Raw genomic sequence first — 17560 nt, 5'->3', positions numbered from 1 at the left:
CATGGAAAAATTCACTGTACATACCGGCGTCGTGGCGCCGCTCGATCGCGAGAACGTCGACACCGACGCGATCATCCCGAAGCAGTTCCTGAAGTCGATCAAGCGCACGGGCTTCGGTCCGAACGCATTCGACGAATGGCGCTATCTCGATCACGGCGAGCCGGGCCAGGACAACTCGAAGCGTCCGCTGAACCCGGATTTCGTGCTGAACCAGCCGCGCTATCAGGGCGCATCGGTGCTGCTCGCCCGCAAGAACTTCGGCTGCGGCAGCTCGCGCGAGCACGCGCCGTGGGCGCTGCAGCAGTACGGCTTCCGCGCGATCATCGCGCCGAGCTTCGCGGACATCTTCTTCAACAACTGCTACAAGAACGGTCTGCTGCCGATCGTGCTGACCGAGCAGCAGGTCGATCACCTGTTCAACGAGACGGTCGCGTTCAACGGCTATCAACTGACGATCGACCTCGACGCGCAGGTCGTGCGCGCGGCCGACGGCCGCGAGTATCCGTTCGAGATCGCCGCGTTCCGCAAGTACTGCCTGCTGAACGGCTTCGACGACATCGGCCTCACGCTGCGCTACGCGGACAAGATCCGCCAGTTCGAAGCGGAGCGGCTCGTGAAGCAGCCGTGGCTCAATACCAAGCTGGTCGGCTGATCGCGTTGCGGGCGCGCCGCGCGTGCGCTCGCCCGCCTGCTTTCCCAATACCCTACCCAGTCAGGAATTTCGCATGAAGATTGCAGTGCTGCCCGGCGACGGCATCGGTCCGGAAATCGTCAATGAAGCGGTGAAGGTGCTGAACGCACTCGACGAGAAGTTCGAACTCGAACAGGCGCCGGTCGGCGGCGCGGGCTACGAGGCGAGCGGCCATCCGCTGCCCGACGCGACGCTGACGCTCGCGAAGCAGGCCGACGCGATCCTGTTCGGCGCGGTCGGCGACTGGAAGTACGACTCGCTGGAGCGCGCGCTGCGCCCCGAGCAGGCGATCCTCGGGCTGCGCAAGCACCTCGAACTGTTCGCGAACTTCCGCCCGGCGATCTGCTATCCGCAGCTCGTCGATGCGTCGCCGCTGAAACCCGAGCTCGTCGCGGGCCTCGACATCCTGATCGTGCGCGAACTGAACGGCGACATCTACTTCGGCCAGCCGCGCGGCGTGCGTGCGGCGCCGGACGGCCCGTTCGCCGGCGAGCGCGAGGGCTTCGACACGATGCGCTATTCGGAGCCGGAAGTGCGCCGCATCGCGCACGTCGCGTTCCAGGCCGCGCAAAAGCGCGCAAAGAAGCTGCTGTCGGTGGACAAGTCGAACGTGCTGGAGACGTCGCAGTTCTGGCGCGACATCATGATCGACGTGTCGAAGGAGTACGCGGACGTCGAGCTGTCGCACATGTACGTCGACAACGCGGCGATGCAGCTCGCGAAGGCGCCGAAGCAGTTCGACGTGATCGTCACCGGCAACATGTTCGGCGACATCCTGTCGGATGAGGCGTCGATGCTGACGGGCTCGATCGGCATGCTGCCGTCGGCGTCGCTCGACAAGAACAACAAGGGCCTGTACGAGCCGTCGCACGGCTCGGCGCCGGACATCGCGGGCAAGGGCATCGCGAACCCGCTCGCAACGATCCTGTCGGCCGCGATGCTGCTGCGCTACTCGCTGAATCGCGCGGAGCAGGCCGATCGCATCGAGCGCGCGGTGAAAACGGTGCTCGAACAGGGTTACCGTACGGGCGACATCGCGACGCCGGGCTGCAAGCAGGTCGGCACGGCTGCGATGGGCGACGCGGTGGTCGCCGCGCTGTAAGCGGACGGACATGAAGTCCGGCAATTAAGATGAAAAGGGCGCGAACGGGCCGTAACAATCGGCCGATTCGCGCGCGGTTGGCCGTTGTGCGGGCCACCGGCTTTGTGTAGACTCGAACGATGGCGCTGATTTCCCTGATCTCCCCGGTCCTGAAACTCCACGGCAACACTGCCCGTGCGGGTGCGCGCGCCATCGTCATCACGAAAACCATTACCACGAAAACGATCATTAAACGCTGATCGCCGTCGTGCCCGCCTGTTTCCCCGCGCGGTCACGCGGGGACGGAAATGGCGGGGAAGCTCCATTCAAGCAAAGGGTTAGTCATGAACGTAGGTTTCGTAGGTTGGCGCGGCATGGTCGGCAGCGTCCTGATGCAGCGCATGCAGGAAGAGGGCGATTTCGACCTGATCGAACCGGTGTTCTTCAGCACCAGCAACACGGGCGGCAAGGCGCCGTCGTTCGCGAAAAACGAGACCACGCTCAAGGACGCGACCAACGTCGACGAGCTGAAGAAGTGCGACGTGATCATCACGTGCCAGGGCGGCGACTACACGAACGACGTGTTCCCGAAGCTGCGTGCGGCCGGCTGGAACGGCTACTGGATCGACGCGGCATCGTCGCTGCGGATGAAGGACTACGCGGTCATCATCCTCGACCCGGTCAACCTCGACGTGATCAAGGACGCGCTCGTCAAGGGCACGAAGAACTTCATCGGCGGCAACTGCACGGTCAGCCTGATGCTGATGGCGCTCGGCGGCCTGTTCCGCGAGAACCTCGTCGACTGGATGACGGCGATGACGTACCAGGCCGCGTCGGGCGCGGGCGCGCAGAACATGCGCGAGCTGCTGTCGCAGATGGGCACGCTGAACGGCGCGGTGCAGGAACAGCTCGCCGATCCGGCTTCCGCGATCCTCGACATCGACCGCCGCGTGCTGGCCGCAATGAACAGCGATGCGATGCCGACGAGCCACTTCGGCGTGCCGCTCGCCGGTTCGCTGATTCCGTGGATCGACAAGGATCTCGGCAACGGGATGTCGAAGGAAGAGTGGAAGGGCGGCGCGGAAACCAACAAGATCCTCGGCAAGCCGGCGATGGGCGAGCCGGGTTCGATCCCGGTCGACGGCCTGTGCGTGCGGATCGGCGCGATGCGCTGCCATTCGCAGGCGCTGACGATCAAGCTGAAGAAGGACGTGCCGCTCGACGAGATCAATGGCATCCTCGCGTCGGCGAACGACTGGGTGAAGGTCGTGCCGAACGAGCGTGAAGCGTCGATGCGCGACCTGTCGCCGGCGAAGATCACCGGCACGCTGTCGGTGCCGGTCGGCCGCCTGCGCAAGCTCGCGATGGGCGGCGAATACCTGTCGGCGTTCACGGTCGGCGATCAACTGCTGTGGGGCGCGGCCGAGCCGCTGCGCCGCATGCTGCGCATCCTGCTCGACAAGTAAGCCCGCGCGCTGTCCGGCCCGCGGGCCGGGCTGCACGACACGACGCGCCGCGTCGGCCTCGAGATTCGGGGCCGGCGCGGCGCGTTTTTTCATGCGCGGTTCAGCGCAGACTCAGCGCAGGTTCAGCAGTGTCTGATCGACGGCCTGCTGGGTCTTGATCGTCTGTGCATTCGCCTGGTAATTGCGTTGCGCGGTGATCAGGTTTACGAGCTCGTTCGTGAGGTTGACGTTCGAGTTTTCCAGCGCGCTGCCCTGCAGCGTGCCGTGGTTCGTGCTGCCCGGCGCGGAGATCTGCGGCACGCCCGACGCGGCGGTTTCCGCATACTGGTTGCCGCCGATGTTCACGAGCCCGTTCGGGTTGTTGAAGTTCGCGAGCGCGATCAGGCCGAGCACCGCGCTCTGGCCGTTCGAGTAGTTGCCGGTCAGCTTGCCGTCGGCGCCGATCGAGAACGTCGTCAGCGTGCCGCTCGCGAAGCCGTCCTGCGCAAGATGGGTCACGCCGTCCTTGCCGCCGTACTGCGTCGTGCCGCCCAGATCGAGCGCCAGGTTCTGCGGATTGGCGCCGCCCGTCGTGTTCGGGATCGAGAACGCGAACTGGCCGAGGCTCGGCGTCGGCCGGCCCGTCGCGGCCGACGTCGTCGCGCTGATCCGGCCCGATGCGTCGAACGTGACGGTGCCGAGATGCGTCGGCGTCTGGCCCCGCACGCCCGCGTAGGCCTGCCACGTGCCGGCCGCGCTCTTCGCGAAGTACATCGTGACCGGTTGCGAGCCGCCGAGCGTGTCGTAGACCTGGATCGACGCGTTGTAGTTGTACGTCGTGTTGTCGGTTGCGTTGAACGGCGTCTTCGTCGGCACCTTGTCCTGCGCGTTCAGGTTGAACTGGCCGGTGATCCTGTTCGTCGCGCGCGGCGCGATATTGGCGGTCGGCGCCTGCAGCGGCACCGTTTGCGCGATGTCGATCGCGCCGCCGGCGCCTGCCGCATAGCCCATCAGGTTGCGGCCGTGCGCGTCGACGATTGCGCCATTCTTGTCGCGGTGGAACGTGCCGTCACGCGAATACGTGGTCACGCCGTTGCTCGACATCTGGAAGAAGCCGTTGCCGTTGATCGCGACGTCGAGCGACGACTTCGTCGAATCGATCGTCCCCTGGCCGAAATTCTGCTGCACCGACGCGAGCCGCGTGCCGATGCCGATCTGTGTATTGACCGACGTCGCGACCGAATTCGCGTACATGTCGGCGAAATTCGCGCGCCCCTGTTTGAAGCCGACCGTGTTCGCGTTCGCGATGTTGTTGCCGATCACGTCGAGATGGCTCGACGCACCGGCCAACCCGCTCAAACCCTGCTGATAGCCCATGTTCGGTCCCCGTAACGAGCTGGTGAGTGAATGCAGTCGTGCGACTGCGCGATGACCTTCCGGTACTTCACGGCAGCAGCCTGGCCGAGCGGGCTCCCGCCTTTCCGGCATGGGCAGGCGCTAGGCCGGAATGCGCCGATTCCTGTTTAGGGGCGATCGTATCGACGGTAATTAATTGATCTGTGTAATTTTGTGTAATGAAATTGAATTCATGTGAAAGTGGCCGCTTTCATATGAATGGTGGGGCATGCGGAAGGCGCTGAAAGCCTTGTGGGGTGGTGCTTCGGTAGTGTGGATTTTCATTTCTTCGATAAGAGCGGGAAATTGCCTTCTTATCGAAGAATTGGACGTGATTGGGGCGAGATCGATCGCCGGTCGCGATTTATTCTGATTTTCGGCTGTCGATTCATTAACCGCGGCCGGGGCGGATCGTCGAGGGGACGTTGGCGTTTCTGTCGCCGCGATCCTGCGGCGTACACGAGGCGAACACGCGGTGAACGTCAGAAAGCAGCCATTCGAACGGTGGGGCGATGCCGCTGTGAGACGGTTTTCGACTGCGCGCGCAGGTTGGCTTCGATCGATCGGATGCATGGGCCGAGGCAGGCGGACCCGCGCGGCACGAGCCTGCGCCCGCCGCCCGTTGCATCGACGGGCGACGAATTCGGCCGGAACCCGATCGTGTGAAGTAAACTACGCGGTTACGACGCACAGACCCGCCGAAAGCGTCGCGTTCCGCGCGACGCTTTTGCATTTCTGCAGCCACTTTATTGACGCTTCCAACCGCGAATCCGAGCCGCGCCCGCGCGCGGCGATAGAGCCAACGATGTCCCGAATTTCCTTGTTTCCGCGTCAGTCCCGTCTGTCGCGCGCCGTGCGTGGCGCGCTGGCGATCCTGGCGCTCGGCGCAGCCGCATCGGCATGGGCAGTCGGCACCGGCGAACTGCCGGCGTCCGCCGCCGGCGGCGCCGCTCCGCTTACCGTGACGGTCCAGCCGGGCCAGTCGCTGAACGACATCGCGAAAGCGGCCACGCAATCGCACGATCCGGCCGTGCTCGCGCGCGCGGGCCGCGCGCTGTTCGACGCCAATCCGCAGGCGTTCATGAAGCGCGACGCGAGCCGCCTGAAAGTCGGCGCGACGTTGACCTTGCCCCCGCTCGACGCCACCGGCGCGGCGCTGGTGCCGGCAGGCGCGTCCGCTGCGTCCGCCGCGTCCGGTACGGCGGCCGCTTCCGCACCCGCCGCCGCATCGGGCGGGGCGGCGAACGCGCAGCACGGCGCATCCGCGCCGCATCCCGGCTCGACCGCGCAGCCCGCGCCGATGGCGCCGGCCGTGCATGCGGCTCCGGTGAGCGGGGCGAGTGCCGCGACGGCGGCGGGGGCGTCGGCTTCGAGCGGTGCTTCGGCTTCGAGCGGGGCGTCGGCCGCCCGTGGCGCGTCGGCCGTCGACGGCATTCAGGCGGCGGCGCCCACCGCCGGTGCAAGCGGTCCGCATGTATGGAGCGGTGCGATCCAGTCGGCGCCGTCGTCCGCGAGCGAGGCCGCGGCGCCGTCGGTGCCGGGCAGCCCGGTCTTCGGCGTGCATGAACCGGCCGCGCCCGCCGTGGGTGCGTCGCAGCCGCGGCCGTCGAGCCTGCAGCAATTGCTGGCATTGAAGAATCGCGTGCTGATGGAATTGCAGAAGCACGGCATCGGCAAACCGGCAACGACGACCGGCGTCGCGCCAGCGCCCGCTTCGGCGCCTGCCGCGCCGCGTGCGGCCGCGAATGACGCCGGTGCGTCGGCCGCTGCATCGACGGCAGGCGAAGCCGCGTCGGACGCGGCAGCCAGTGCGCCGCAACCGGCATCGGCTCCGGTGCGACCGGCCGCCCCCGTCGCGATGCCTGCACGTCGTACCGAACAGATGGACTGGCGCCCGGCCGCCGTGGCCGGCGCCGCTGTGATCGTGCTCGCGGCCGGCTTCGCATGGCGCAAGCGCCGCAAGAGTCGCCGCCCGGACGATGCGGGGACGGCAGCGGCCGCAGCAGGCGGTGCCGCGGTTGCAGAAGCGGAAGCCGCGCCGTCCGTCGAACGCGAACTGCCGATCACGCCCGAGATGCCGGTCGCACGCGATGCGGCGTCCGACATGAATCTCGCCGCGGCGACTGCCGCTGCGGCGGAGACGGTCGAGCCGCCCGCCGCGGACGCATCGTCCGCGCCCGACATGACGGCGCCGCGCGACGAGTCGCCTGAATCTCCGCTTGCGCACGCTGCGGTGCCGGCCGAGGCTTCGCACGATAAGGAGCCGGCCGAAAAAGCCGCTGCCGCCGACGAGCCGGCCCAGCAGAGCGAGCCCGCCGAGCCGACCTCCACATCCGCCGCACCTTCGACGACCGAAGCGCAGCACGCGACGCTGATGCAGAACGCGATCAGCGCGCTCAATAGTCTCGACATGCCGTTGCCGCCGCGGGCAGCAGGCGAACTGTCGTCGACAGCGGAAGAGGCGTCTGCGCGGGCGGCACAGATCGAAGCCGATAAAATCGCAACTAACGGTCAATCCGTCGAGCGCCCGTCGATGGGTTCGAGTGAGAGGACACTAGAACATCCGGCCGACCAGGAAGACGACCTCGATTGGGATCCGGATGTGGCGACGCCTGCCGGCCACGCGGGCAGCCCGCCCGCGACGTCGTCGCTGCCGCCGCTCGGCGGCGCGCAGTTCGGCGCGCTGAAGCTCGACTTCGATCTCGACCTGCCGGCCACGCCGGGCGCCGCGCTGCCTGCGCTGACCCCGGACGAGCTCGCGCGCATCGCCCGCAACAAGCTGGACCTCGCGGCCGAATATGTCGAGCTGGGCGACTTGTCCGGCGCGCGGACGCTGCTGCAGGAAGTGGTCGACGCGAACGACGCCGCGACGCGCGACGACGCACGCGCGCTGCTCGCGAAATTGGCGGACGAGGCGTGATGCGGATCGCGCTGGGCATCCAGTACGACGGCGCGGCGTTCTGCGGCTGGCAGGCGCAGCCGCACGGCAAGACCGTGCAGGACCGGCTCGAGCATGCGCTGGCCGAGTTCGCGCGGGTGCCGCTGCACACGACGGTTGCGGGGCGGACCGACACCGGCGTGCACGGGCTCGGGCAAGTCGTGCATTTCGACACCGATCTCGAGCGCGAAGCGTTCTCGTGGGTGCGCGGCACCAACGCGTTCCTGCCGCCGACCGTGTCGGTGCAGTGGGCGAAGCCGATGCCGGACACGTTCCACGCGCGTTTCTCGGCGTTCGAGCGCACTTACTACTACGCGCTGTACGTGCACCCCGTGCGCTCGCCGATGCTGGCCGGCCGTGCGGGCTGGATCCACACGCCGCTCGACGACGACGCGATGCGCGCCGCCGCCGCGCACCTGATCGGCGAGCACGACTTTTCGTCGTTCCGGTCGTCGGAATGCCAGTCGAAGACGCCGGTCAAACACCTGTATCAGATCGACGTGCGGCGCGCCGGGCATTTCATTCATTTCCGCTTCCGCGCGAACGCGTTCCTGCATCACATGGTGCGCAACCTGATGGGCTGCCTCGTCGCGGTCGGGCGCGGCCGCTACCCGGCCGACTGGCTCGCCGACGTGCTGGCCGGGCGCGACCGCAACCTCGCGGCGCCCACGTTCATGGCCGATGGGCTGTACCTCGCCCACGTCGGCTACCCGGCGGAATTCGCCGTCCCGCCCGCGCAGCTCGGCAGCGTGCCGTGGAGCAGCGTCTGGGCCGATCTGGACCCACTATCATGACGGATCACGACGTGTCTTCTTCGAATTCCGCCGCGGCGGCCCTGGCGCCGCGCACGCGCATCAAGCTGTGCGGGCTGTCGCGCCGAGAGGACGTGCTGCACGCGGCGGCGCTCGGTGCCGATGCGATCGGTCTCGTGTTCTACCCGAAAAGCCCGCGTGCCGTGACGATCGCGCAGGCGGCCGAGCTGGCGAGTCTCGCGCCGCCGTTCGTGTCGGTGGTCGGGCTGTTCGTGAATGCGACCGAAGCCGAGATCGAGGCCGTCGTGCGCGACGTGCCGCTCACGGTGCTGCAGTTCCACGGCGACGAGACGCCGGAGCAGTGCGATGCGCTCGGCCGCGCGGCGCGCCTGCCGTGGCTGCGTGCGGTGCGCGTCGGCCCCTCGACGCAGCCGTCCGATTTGGTAGAATCGGCTCTTCATTATTCGAAAGCGCGCGGCCTCCTGTTCGACACCCTGGTGCCGGATTACGGCGGTAGCGGCAAGGTCTTCGATTGGTCTCTTATTCCCGCAGAGCTCGCGCGTCGGGCCGTTTTGAGTGGTGGCTTGAACGCGCAAAACGTCGGTGATGCGATCCGCCAGTTGCGTCCGTTCGCTGTCGATGTCTCGAGTGGCATCGAAGTGGCGGGCGCGAAGGGCGTGAAGGATCACGCCCGGATGGCGGCGTTCGTGCGCGCGGTGCGCGAAGCGGACGCCGGATGACGCAAGCCGGTGCGGCCTGACGAGCGGGCGCACCGACCGATCGAGAGAGACACCATGTACAACCTTCCCGATGATCGCGGCCATTTCGGCCCGTATGGCGGCGTGTTCGTCGCCGAGACGCTGATTCACGCGCTGGACGAACTGCGCGCGGCGTATGAAAAGTTCCAGAACGATCCCGACTTCGTCGCCGAATTCGAGCGCGAACTGAAGTATTTCGTCGGCCGCCCGTCGCCGATCTATCACGCGCAGCGCTGGAGCGAGATGCTCGGCGGCGCGCAGATCTACCTGAAGCGCGAAGACCTGAACCACACCGGTGCGCACAAGATCAACAACGTGATCGGCCAGGCGCTGCTCGCGAAGCGCATGGGCAAGAAGCGCGTGATCGCGGAAACCGGCGCGGGCCAGCACGGCGTCGCGACCGCGACGATCTGCGCGCGCTTCGGGATGGAGTGCGTGGTCTACATGGGCGCGGAGGACGTGCGCCGGCAGGCCGCGAACGTCTACCGGATGAAGCTGCTCGGCGCGACGGTCGTGCCGGTCGAATCGGGTTCGCGCACGCTGAAGGACGCGCTGAACGAAGCGATGCGCGACTGGGTCACGAACATCGAAAGCACGTTCTACATCATCGGCACGGTCGCGGGCCCGCATCCGTACCCGATGATGGTGCGCGACTTCCAGCGCGTGATCGGCGACGAGTGCAAGATGCAGATGCCCGAGCTCGCGGGCCGGCAGCCGGACGCGGTGATCGCGTGCGTCGGCGGCGGGTCGAACGCGATGGGCATCTTCTATCCGTACATCGATGATCGATCGGTGCAGCTGATCGGCGTCGAAGCGGCCGGCGACGGCATCGACACGGGGCATCACGCGGCATCGCTGATCGCCGGCAGCCCGGGCGTGCTGCACGGCAACCGCACGTATCTGCTGCAGGACGACAACGGCCAGATCATCGAGACGCATTCGGTGTCGGCGGGCCTCGACTATCCGGGCGTCGGCCCCGAACACGCATGGCTGAAGGACAGCGGCCGCGCGCAGTACGTGCCGATCACCGACGACGAGGCGCTGAAGGCATTCCACGACTGCTGCCGGATCGAGGGGATCATCCCCGCGCTCGAGTCGAGCCACGCGATCGCGTATGGCGTGAAGCTCGCGCCGACGTTGCCGAAGGACAAGATTCTGCTCGTCAACCTGTCGGGCCGCGGCGACAAGGACATGCACACGGTCGCCGAGCGATCGGGCATCGAGCTCTGACCCCGACCGATGCGTGACCTGATCGAAGAGCCGGGCGGCGGCGCCGCGAGCGAGGCGGAGGCGGTTCAGCCCGTCGCTGCCGTGCCGCGCGTGCTGCCTCACGGTATCGAACTGCACAACCGCGATTTCCTGACCGATGCCGCGCACTTGCCGGATGCGTCGATCGACCTGATCGTTGCCGATCCGCCGTACGGGCTCGGCAAGGACTACGGCAACGACTCGGACAAGCGTTCGGGCGACGATTTCCTCGCGTGGACGCGCGAGTGGCTCGAGCTCGCGATTCCGAAGCTGAAGCCGAGCGGGTCGATGTACATCTTCTGCACGTGGCAGTACGCGCCGGAAATCTTCAGTTTTCTGAAGACGCAGCTCACGATGGTCAACGAGATCATCTGGGACCGGCGCGTGCCGAGCATGGGCGGCACGACGCGCCGTTTCACGTCGGTGCACGACAACATCGGCTTTTTCGCGGTTTCCAAAGCGTATTACTTTGATCTCGATCCGGTCCGCATCCCATACGACGCCGACACGAAGAAGGCCCGCTCGCGCAAGCTGTTCGAAGGCAGCAAGTGGCTGGAGATGGGCTACAACCCGAAGGACGTCTGGTCGGTCTCGCGCCTGCACCGGCAGCACGCGGAGCGCGTCGATCATCCGACCCAGAAGCCGCTGGAAATCATCGAGCGGATGGTGCTCGCGAGCTGCCCGCCGGGCGGCCGCGTGCTCGATCCGTTCATGGGCAGCGGCACGACCGCGGTGGCCTGCGCACGGCAGGGGCGCGACTTCGTCGGCTACGAGATCAACGAAAGTTATTGTGCGATTGCGCACGAGCGCGTGAGTGCGCTCGTCGCGCCGGCGTGCGCGTGAGTCGCGCCGCCGCGTCGCCGAACGCATCCAGGAAAATTGCCATGTCCCGTATTCAGCAGACCTTTGCCGCGCTCGCCGAACAAGGCCGTAAGGGCCTGATCCCGTTCATCACCGCCGGCGACCCCGATCCGGCGAAAACCGTCGAATTCATGCACGCACTCGCCGCAGGCGGCGCGGACGTGATCGAACTCGGCGTGCCGTTCTCGGACCCGATGGCCGACGGCCCGGTGATCCAGCGCTCGTCGGAACGCGCGCTCGCGCGCGGCGTCACGTTGAAGAGCGTGCTCGCCGACGTGAAGCGTTTTCGCGAAACCGACCAGAAAACCCCCGTCGTGCTGATGGGCTATGCGAACCCGATCGAGCGGATGGGTGTCGACGCGTTCGCGGCCGAAGCGCACGCGGCCGGTGTCGACGGCGTGCTGGTGGTCGACTATCCGCCGGAAGAAGCGGGCGTGTTCGCCGAGAAAATGCGCGGCGCGCAGATCGATCCGATCTTCCTGCTCGCGCCCACGTCGACCGACGAACGCATCGCCGACGTCGGCAAGATCGCGAGCGGCTACGTGTATTACGTGTCGCTCAAGGGCGTGACCGGCGCCGGAAATCTGGATGTTTCGAGCATTGCAGGTAAAATCCCGGCCATCAAGTCGCGCGTGCCGGTTCCGGTGGGCGTCGGCTTCGGGATCCGCGACGCCGAAACGGCGCGCGCGGTGGCCGAAGTGTCGGACGCCGTCGTGATCGGCAGCCGCCTGGTGCAGCTGCTCGAAAGCGCCGCGCCGGAAGGCGCCGCCGCCGCGCTGAAGGCGTTCATCGCCGAGCTGCGCGCCGCGCTGGACGGCGCCGCCAAGGCAGCGCGATAAACACAACACAGGAAGCGGGAACGAGCCGATGGGCCCGCCCCGCCACGGAACAGGAAACCATACGATGAGCTGGCTCGACAAACTGTTGCCGCCGAAGATCAAGCAGACCGACCCGAAAAGCCGCAAGGGCATTCCGGAAGGCCTGTGGGTCAAGTGCCCGTCCTGCGAGGCCGTTCTCTATCGCAACGACGTGGACGCGAACCTTCACGTGTGCCCGAAGTGCGATCACCACATGCGCATCGGCGCGCGCGAGCGTCTCGACGGGCTGCTCGATCCGGAAGGCCGCTACGAGATCGGCCAGGAAATCGTGCCGGTCGACTCGCTGAAGTTCAAGGACAGCCGCAAGTACCCCGATCGTCTGAAGGAAGCGATGGACGAAACCGGCGAGACCGACGCGATGGTCGTGATGGGCGGCGCGATCCACACGCTGCCGGTCGTGGCTGCCTGCTTCGAGTTCTCGTTCATGGGCGGCTCGATGGGGTCGGTCGTCGGCGAGCGCTTCGCGCGCGGCGCGCAGAATGCGCTGGAACAGCACGTGCCGTTCATCTGCTTCACCGCATCGGGCGGCGCACGGATGCAGGAAAGCCTGCTGTCGCTGATGCAGATGGCCAAGACCACCGCGATGCTGACCAAGCTGGCCGAGGCCAAGCTGCCGTTCATCTCGGTGCTGACCGACCCGACGATGGGCGGTGTGTCGGCGAGCTTCGCGTTCCTCGGCGACGTCGTGATCGCCGAGCCGAAGGCGCTGATCGGCTTCGCCGGTCCGCGCGTGATCGAGCAGACGGTCCGCGAGAAGCTGCCGGAAGGCTTCCAGCGTGCCGAATTCCTGTTGAAGACCGGCGCGATCGACATGATCGTCGACCGTCGCAAGATGCGCGACGAGATCGCGCAATTGCTCGCGCTGCTGCAGCGACAGCCGGCCGACGCGCTGGCTTGACCGGCGCAAGGTTGTGACTCTGCGCGTCGCCTGGCTCGAGCGTCAGGCGGCGCGCTTCGTTTTTTGGCGTAGTGGCGGTACCGATCCAGATTTGATCCGATGAGCACTTTTCCCACTCTCGACGCGTGGCTTTCGCATCTCGAACGCGCGCACCCGGTCGGCATCGACATGGGCCTCACCCGCATCGGGCAGGTCAAGGCGGCGCTGCAGCTCGAATTCGCATGCCCGGTGATCACCGTCGGCGGCACGAACGGCAAGGGCTCGACCTGCGCATTCCTCGAGACGATTCTCGTGCGCGCGGGCTACAAGGTCGGTTGCCACACGTCGCCGCACCTGCTCGAATTCAACGAGCGCGCCCGCGTGAACGGGCACAACGTGACCGACGACGAACTGCTGCCGCATTTCGAGGCCGTCGAAGCCGCGCGCACGTCGCTGGCCGAGCCCGTGTCGCTCACGTATTTCGAATTCACGACGCTCGCGATCCTCCACCTGTTCGCGTCGCGCGGCCTGGACGCGGTGATTCTCGAAGTCGGCCTCGGCGGCCGGCTCGATGCGGTCAACATCATCGATACCGATTGCGCGATCGTCACGAGCATCGACATCGACCACACCGAATACCTCGGCGACACGCGCGAGAAGATCGCGTTCGAGAAGGCCGGGATCTTCCGCGCGGGCAAGCCGGCGATCTGCGGCGATCCCGCCGCGCCGCAGACGCTGATCGACCACGCCGAAGCGATCGGCGCGGATCTGTGGCTGGTCGGCCGCGATTTTCGCTACGAAGCGCAGGCGGGCGCCGAACGTCAGCAATGGAGCTACCTCGGCCGCGAGAAGCGCTATCCGGCGCTCGCGTATCCGGCGCTGCGCGGCGCGAATCAGCTGATCAACGCGTCGGCCGCGCTCGCCGCGCTCGAGGCGCTGCGCCCGGTGCTGCCGGTGTCCGCGCAGGACATCCGGCTCGGGCTGGCGAACGTCGAGCTGCCGGGGCGCTTCCAGGTGCTGCCCGGCAAGCCGGCGATCGTGCTCGACGTCGCGCACAATCCGCATGCGTCGGCCGTGCTCGAGCAGAACCTCGGCAACATGGGCTTCTTTCCGTACACGTACGCGGTGTTCGGCGCGATGCACGACAAGGACATCGACGGCGTGCTGCAGCATCTGAAGGGCGAGATCGACCACTGGTGCGTGACCGATCTGCCGCTGCCGCGCGCGGCTTCCGCAGAGCAGCTCGAAGCCGCGCTGCGCAAGGCCGGCGTGGCGGAGGGGCCCGATTCGAGCGTGACGCGTTACGCGTCGCCCGCGGAAGCGTTTCGCGATGCACTAAAAAGAGCATCCGAGAATGATAGAATCGTGGTTTTCGGCAGTTTCCATACGGTTGCCGGCGTGCTGGCCTACCGTAAATCGCAGCAACACTGACTGACGGGCAGTTTCGGACTCAGCCATTCATGGGAATTTTCTCGTTCGGCAAAAAAGACGACGACGCGCCCCCGCGGCGCGGCGGTCGTACCGGGACCTCCCGGAACGTGCGCACGGAGCGCACTGAACGCGTCGAGCGACGCTCGCGCCGCACCGAGCGTCCGGAATCGGACGCACTGCTCCTCGATCCGACCCTTCCAGAAAAGCAACGCGCGCGCCGTCGCCTCGTCGGCGCGATCGCGCTCGTCGTGGCCGCGGTGATCGTACTGCCGATGGTGCTCGATTCGCACCCGAAGCCGGTCACCGACGACATCGCGATCGACATCCCGAACCGGCCCGCGCACCAGGCGGTCGCCCCGCGCGACGACGATGCGGCCGACGTGCAGGCGGGCGTCGCGCACGACGAACCGCCGGCCTCCGACACGGCCGTTGCGGCCGCACCGGCGCCCGCGCCGAAGGAGGCCGCCAAGCCGGCCGCGAAACCCGATACGACGACCACCGCGAGCGTGACGCCGCCGAAGCCCGCAGCGAAGCCGGCTGCTCCCGCGCCGAAGCCGGCCGCGCCGAAGCCTGCGCCCGCAACCGTCGCGAATGCCGACGCCGCCAGCCCGGACAGCGGCGACGCATCGTCACCGGCATCGCCGGCCGGTGCGCGCTTCGCGGTGCAGCTCGGTTCGTTCAAGGACGACGCGACGGCCCGTTCGTGGGCGGCCAAGTTGAAAACGGCGGGGGTGCCCGCATATGTCGAGCATCGCAAGCAGGCGGATGGCAGCACGGCTACACTGTTGCGTGCCGGCCCGTTCGCGGATCGCTCGGCGGCCTCCGCCGCGATCGCGAAGGTGCGCGAAGCCGGTCTGACGCAGTAATGCCACGATGCTGACGGCTTTCGACTACGCTGTATTGGCGGTGATCGCGTTGTCGGCGCTGCGCGGCGCGTGGCGCGGCTTCGTGTCCGAGATTTTCGGGCTGATCGGCTGGATCGCGGCGATCGTGATCGCGAGCCGCTACGTCGGGCTGGTCGTGCCGTATATCCCGGCGAACTGGCCGGGCGGCGCGCTGACGCAGTGGGTGATCGCCTTCGCGTTGCTCGTGATCGGCGTCGTGCTGGTCGCCGGCGTGGCGAACGCGCTGCTGTCGCGGATCGCGCAGGCGAGCGGCCTGGGCGGCGTCGACCGCTCGCTGGGCATGATGTTCGGGCTGGTGCGCGGCTGCGTGCTGGTGGTGCTGCTGGTCGCGGCGGCCGGGCTGACCGAACTGCCCAAACAGGATTTCTGGCGCAATGCGCTATTGCGTCCTTTTGCCGAACAGGGCGTGCACGAGCTGAAGCAGCTCCTGCCCGACGGCATGGCCCAGTACGTACGCGTGTGACGACGCGGCCGGGCAGGACGGAACCGATTTTGTCATCTTGAAGGACATGCCATGTGCGGCATCGTAGGTGTTATCTCCCAATCCCCGGTCAATCAGCTGATCTATGACAGCCTGCTGCTGCTGCAGCATCGCGGTCAGGACGCGGCGGGCATTGCGACGGCGGACGGCAGCAATTTCCACATGTACAAGGCGAACGGCATGGTGCGCGACGTGTTCCGCACGCGCAACATGCGCAGCCTGCCCGGCACCTACGGCATCGGCCAGGTGCGCTACCCGACGGCCGGCTCGGCGTCGAGCGAGGCCGAGGCGCAGCCGTTCTACGTGAACGCGCCGTTCGGGATCATACTCGCGCACAACGGCAACCTGACGAACTGGCAGCAACTGAAGGACGAGATGTTCCGGATCGACCGCCGGCACATCAACACCAATTCCGACAGCGAAGTGCTGCTCAACGTGTTCGCGCACGAGCTGCAACTGTCGACCACGGGCCTCGAGCTCGATCCGGCGTCGGTGTTCAAGGCGGTGTCGGGCGTGCATCGCCGCCTGCAGGGTTCGTACGCGATCGTGTCGCTGATCGCCGGCTACGGCCTGCTCGCGTTCCGCGACCCGTACGGCATCCGGCCGCTGTGCATCGGCAAGCTCGAGACCGAACACGGCACCGAATGGATGGTCGCGTCGGAGTCGGTGGCGGTCGAAGGCATCGGTTTCGAATTCGTGCGCGACCTGGAGCCGGGCGAAGCGATCTTCATCGACAAGGCCGGCAACTTCCACAGCCAGCAGTGCGCGGAGAACCCGACGCTGAATCCGTGCATGTTCGAATACGTGTATCTCGCGCGTCCGGACTCGTGCCTCGACGGCGTGCCGGTCTACAACGTGCGCCTGCGCATGGGCGACTATCTCGCCGAGAAGATCAAGCGCGAACTGCCGAACGTGCCGATCGACGTCGTGATGCCGATTCCCGATTCGTCGCGCCCGGCTGCGATGCAGGTCGCCGCGAAGCTCGGCGTCGAGTATCGCGAAGGCTTCTTCAAGAACCGCTACGTCGGCCGGACGTTCATCATGCCGGGGCAGGCCGTGCGCAAGAAGTCGGTGCGGCAGAAGCTCAACGCGATGAGCATCGAGTTCAAGGACAAGCACGTGCTGATCGTCGACGATTCGATCGTGCGCGGCACGACCTCGCACGAAATCGTGCAGATGGCGCGCGATGCGGGCGCGAAGTCGGTGATCTTCGCGTCGGCGGCGCCGCCCGTTAAGTTCCCGAACGTGTACGGCATCGACATGCCGACGCGCGGCGAGCTCGTCGCGCACGGCCGCACCGACGAAGAAGTCGCGAAGATCATCGGCGCCGACCACCTGATCTACCAGGACGTCGACGACCTGCGCCGCGCGGTGCGCGACATCAACCCGAAGCTCGAACGCTTCGAGGCGTCGTGCTTCGACGGCAACTACATCACCGGCGACGTGACGCCCGAGTATCTCGATGCGATCGAGCGCGCGCGCCTCACGCCGGCGTCGCAGGCCGATCGCGACACGGCCGGCGACACCGAGCGTTCGCAGATGAACCTGCAACTGTCGGTCGAGTAACGCCGGCGCACGCTTTTATCGAGGCGTGATAGGATGTGGCCTTGCGTCGATTTGATATCAGCTTGCGGACGCGGGGCAACTTCCCAAAACAGCTAAAGCGAAGGCCGGCGGCAGCCGGCCCGAGTCGATCGCTGTCGTACCGCACCGAAGCCCGCTGATGCCGACGCATAGCGGGCTTTTTGTTTTTGGCCTGGGTTTTGACCGGGTCCGCGCCGCATGCACGACCGTCGGCGCGGCCATCGAATACGGAAAA

At 66.9% G+C, this 17560-nt stretch carries 16 protein-coding genes; 15 read left to right on the top strand and 1 reads right to left on the bottom strand.

Annotated elements, in window-relative coordinates:
* Position 1: 1 nt before the first annotated feature.
* From leuD to asd, 4 genes are all read left to right on the top strand, one after another.
* The gene (gene leuD / locus WT53_RS22545) at positions 2-652 is read left to right on the top strand and encodes a 3-isopropylmalate dehydratase small subunit (protein ID WP_034205172.1); all 651 of its coding nucleotides are present in this window, start codon (positions 2-4) and stop codon (positions 650-652) included.
* Positions 653-725: 73 nt separating this feature from the next.
* Positions 726-1793, top strand: a complete 1068-nt coding sequence (leuB, locus tag WT53_RS22540) for a 3-isopropylmalate dehydrogenase (protein WP_034205171.1) — start codon at positions 726-728, stop codon at positions 1791-1793.
* A gap of 119 nt (positions 1794-1912) precedes the next feature.
* Positions 1913-2032, top strand: coding sequence for a hypothetical protein (locus tag WT53_RS22535; RefSeq protein ID WP_006756675.1), 120 nt, complete (start codon positions 1913-1915; stop codon positions 2030-2032).
* An 84-nt stretch (positions 2033-2116) separates the two neighbouring features.
* Positions 2117-3238, top strand: a complete 1122-nt coding sequence (gene asd / locus WT53_RS22530) for an aspartate-semialdehyde dehydrogenase (RefSeq protein ID WP_060261611.1) — start codon at positions 2117-2119, stop codon at positions 3236-3238.
* A gap of 111 nt (positions 3239-3349) precedes the next feature.
* Here asd and flgE read toward each other — a convergent pair whose 3' ends face one another.
* Positions 3350-4594, bottom strand: a complete 1245-nt coding sequence (flgE, locus tag WT53_RS22525) for a flagellar hook protein FlgE (RefSeq protein WP_034205169.1) — start codon at positions 4592-4594, stop codon at positions 3350-3352.
* Positions 4595-5417: 823 nt separating this feature from the next.
* On the opposite strand from flgE, the gene WT53_RS22520 reads away from it, so the two are divergent.
* From WT53_RS22520 to purF, 11 genes are all read left to right on the top strand, one after another.
* Positions 5418-7532 (top strand): FimV/HubP family polar landmark protein, encoded by a 2115-nt coding sequence (locus WT53_RS22520; protein ID WP_060261607.1) that lies wholly within the window; start codon positions 5418-5420, stop codon positions 7530-7532.
* Positions 7532-8344 (top strand): tRNA pseudouridine(38-40) synthase TruA, encoded by an 813-nt coding sequence (truA, locus tag WT53_RS22515; RefSeq protein ID WP_034205167.1) that lies wholly within the window; start codon positions 7532-7534, stop codon positions 8342-8344. The genes WT53_RS22520 and truA overlap by 1 nt, the downstream gene beginning before the upstream one ends.
* Entirely contained in the window at positions 8341-9042 is a 702-nt protein-coding gene (locus tag WT53_RS22510; RefSeq protein ID WP_034205166.1) for a phosphoribosylanthranilate isomerase, read from the top strand. Before truA ends, WT53_RS22510 begins: the two co-directional genes overlap by 4 nt.
* Positions 9043-9096: 54 nt before the next feature.
* The gene (gene trpB, locus WT53_RS22505) at positions 9097-10290 is read left to right on the top strand and encodes a tryptophan synthase subunit beta (protein ID WP_034205165.1); all 1194 of its coding nucleotides are present in this window, start codon (positions 9097-9099) and stop codon (positions 10288-10290) included.
* Positions 10291-10299: 9 nt separating this feature from the next.
* Positions 10300-11151, top strand: coding sequence for a site-specific DNA-methyltransferase (locus WT53_RS22500; protein WP_034205164.1), 852 nt, complete (start codon positions 10300-10302; stop codon positions 11149-11151).
* 41 nt (positions 11152-11192) lie between these two features.
* Complete coding sequence (gene trpA, locus WT53_RS22495; RefSeq protein ID WP_034205163.1) at positions 11193-12008, top strand: tryptophan synthase subunit alpha; 816 nt, start codon at positions 11193-11195, stop codon at positions 12006-12008.
* Positions 12009-12072: 64 nt separating this feature from the next.
* Complete coding sequence (accD, locus tag WT53_RS22490; protein ID WP_009691548.1) at positions 12073-12945, top strand: acetyl-CoA carboxylase, carboxyltransferase subunit beta; 873 nt, start codon at positions 12073-12075, stop codon at positions 12943-12945.
* A gap of 99 nt (positions 12946-13044) precedes the next feature.
* On the top strand, positions 13045-14355 hold the full coding sequence (gene folC, locus WT53_RS22485; protein ID WP_034205162.1) for a bifunctional tetrahydrofolate synthase/dihydrofolate synthase: 1311 nt from the start codon (positions 13045-13047) through the stop codon (positions 14353-14355).
* 29 nt (positions 14356-14384) lie between these two features.
* Positions 14385-15221, top strand: a complete 837-nt coding sequence (locus tag WT53_RS22480; RefSeq protein ID WP_034205161.1) for an SPOR domain-containing protein — start codon at positions 14385-14387, stop codon at positions 15219-15221.
* A 7-nt stretch (positions 15222-15228) separates the two neighbouring features.
* The gene (locus WT53_RS22475; protein WP_034205160.1) at positions 15229-15723 is read left to right on the top strand and encodes a CvpA family protein; all 495 of its coding nucleotides are present in this window, start codon (positions 15229-15231) and stop codon (positions 15721-15723) included.
* Positions 15724-15774: 51 nt separating this feature from the next.
* Positions 15775-17307, top strand: coding sequence for an amidophosphoribosyltransferase (gene purF, locus WT53_RS22470; protein ID WP_034205159.1), 1533 nt, complete (start codon positions 15775-15777; stop codon positions 17305-17307).
* The last annotated feature ends 253 nt before the right edge of the window (positions 17308-17560 follow it).

The sequence above is a fragment of the Burkholderia sp. MSMB2157WGS genome, assembly GCF_001532755.1.
Classification (GTDB): Bacteria; Pseudomonadota; Gammaproteobacteria; order Burkholderiales; family Burkholderiaceae; genus Burkholderia.
The sequence above is the reverse complement of the archived record's forward strand: the minus strand, read 5'-3'. Positions and strand labels throughout refer to the sequence as shown.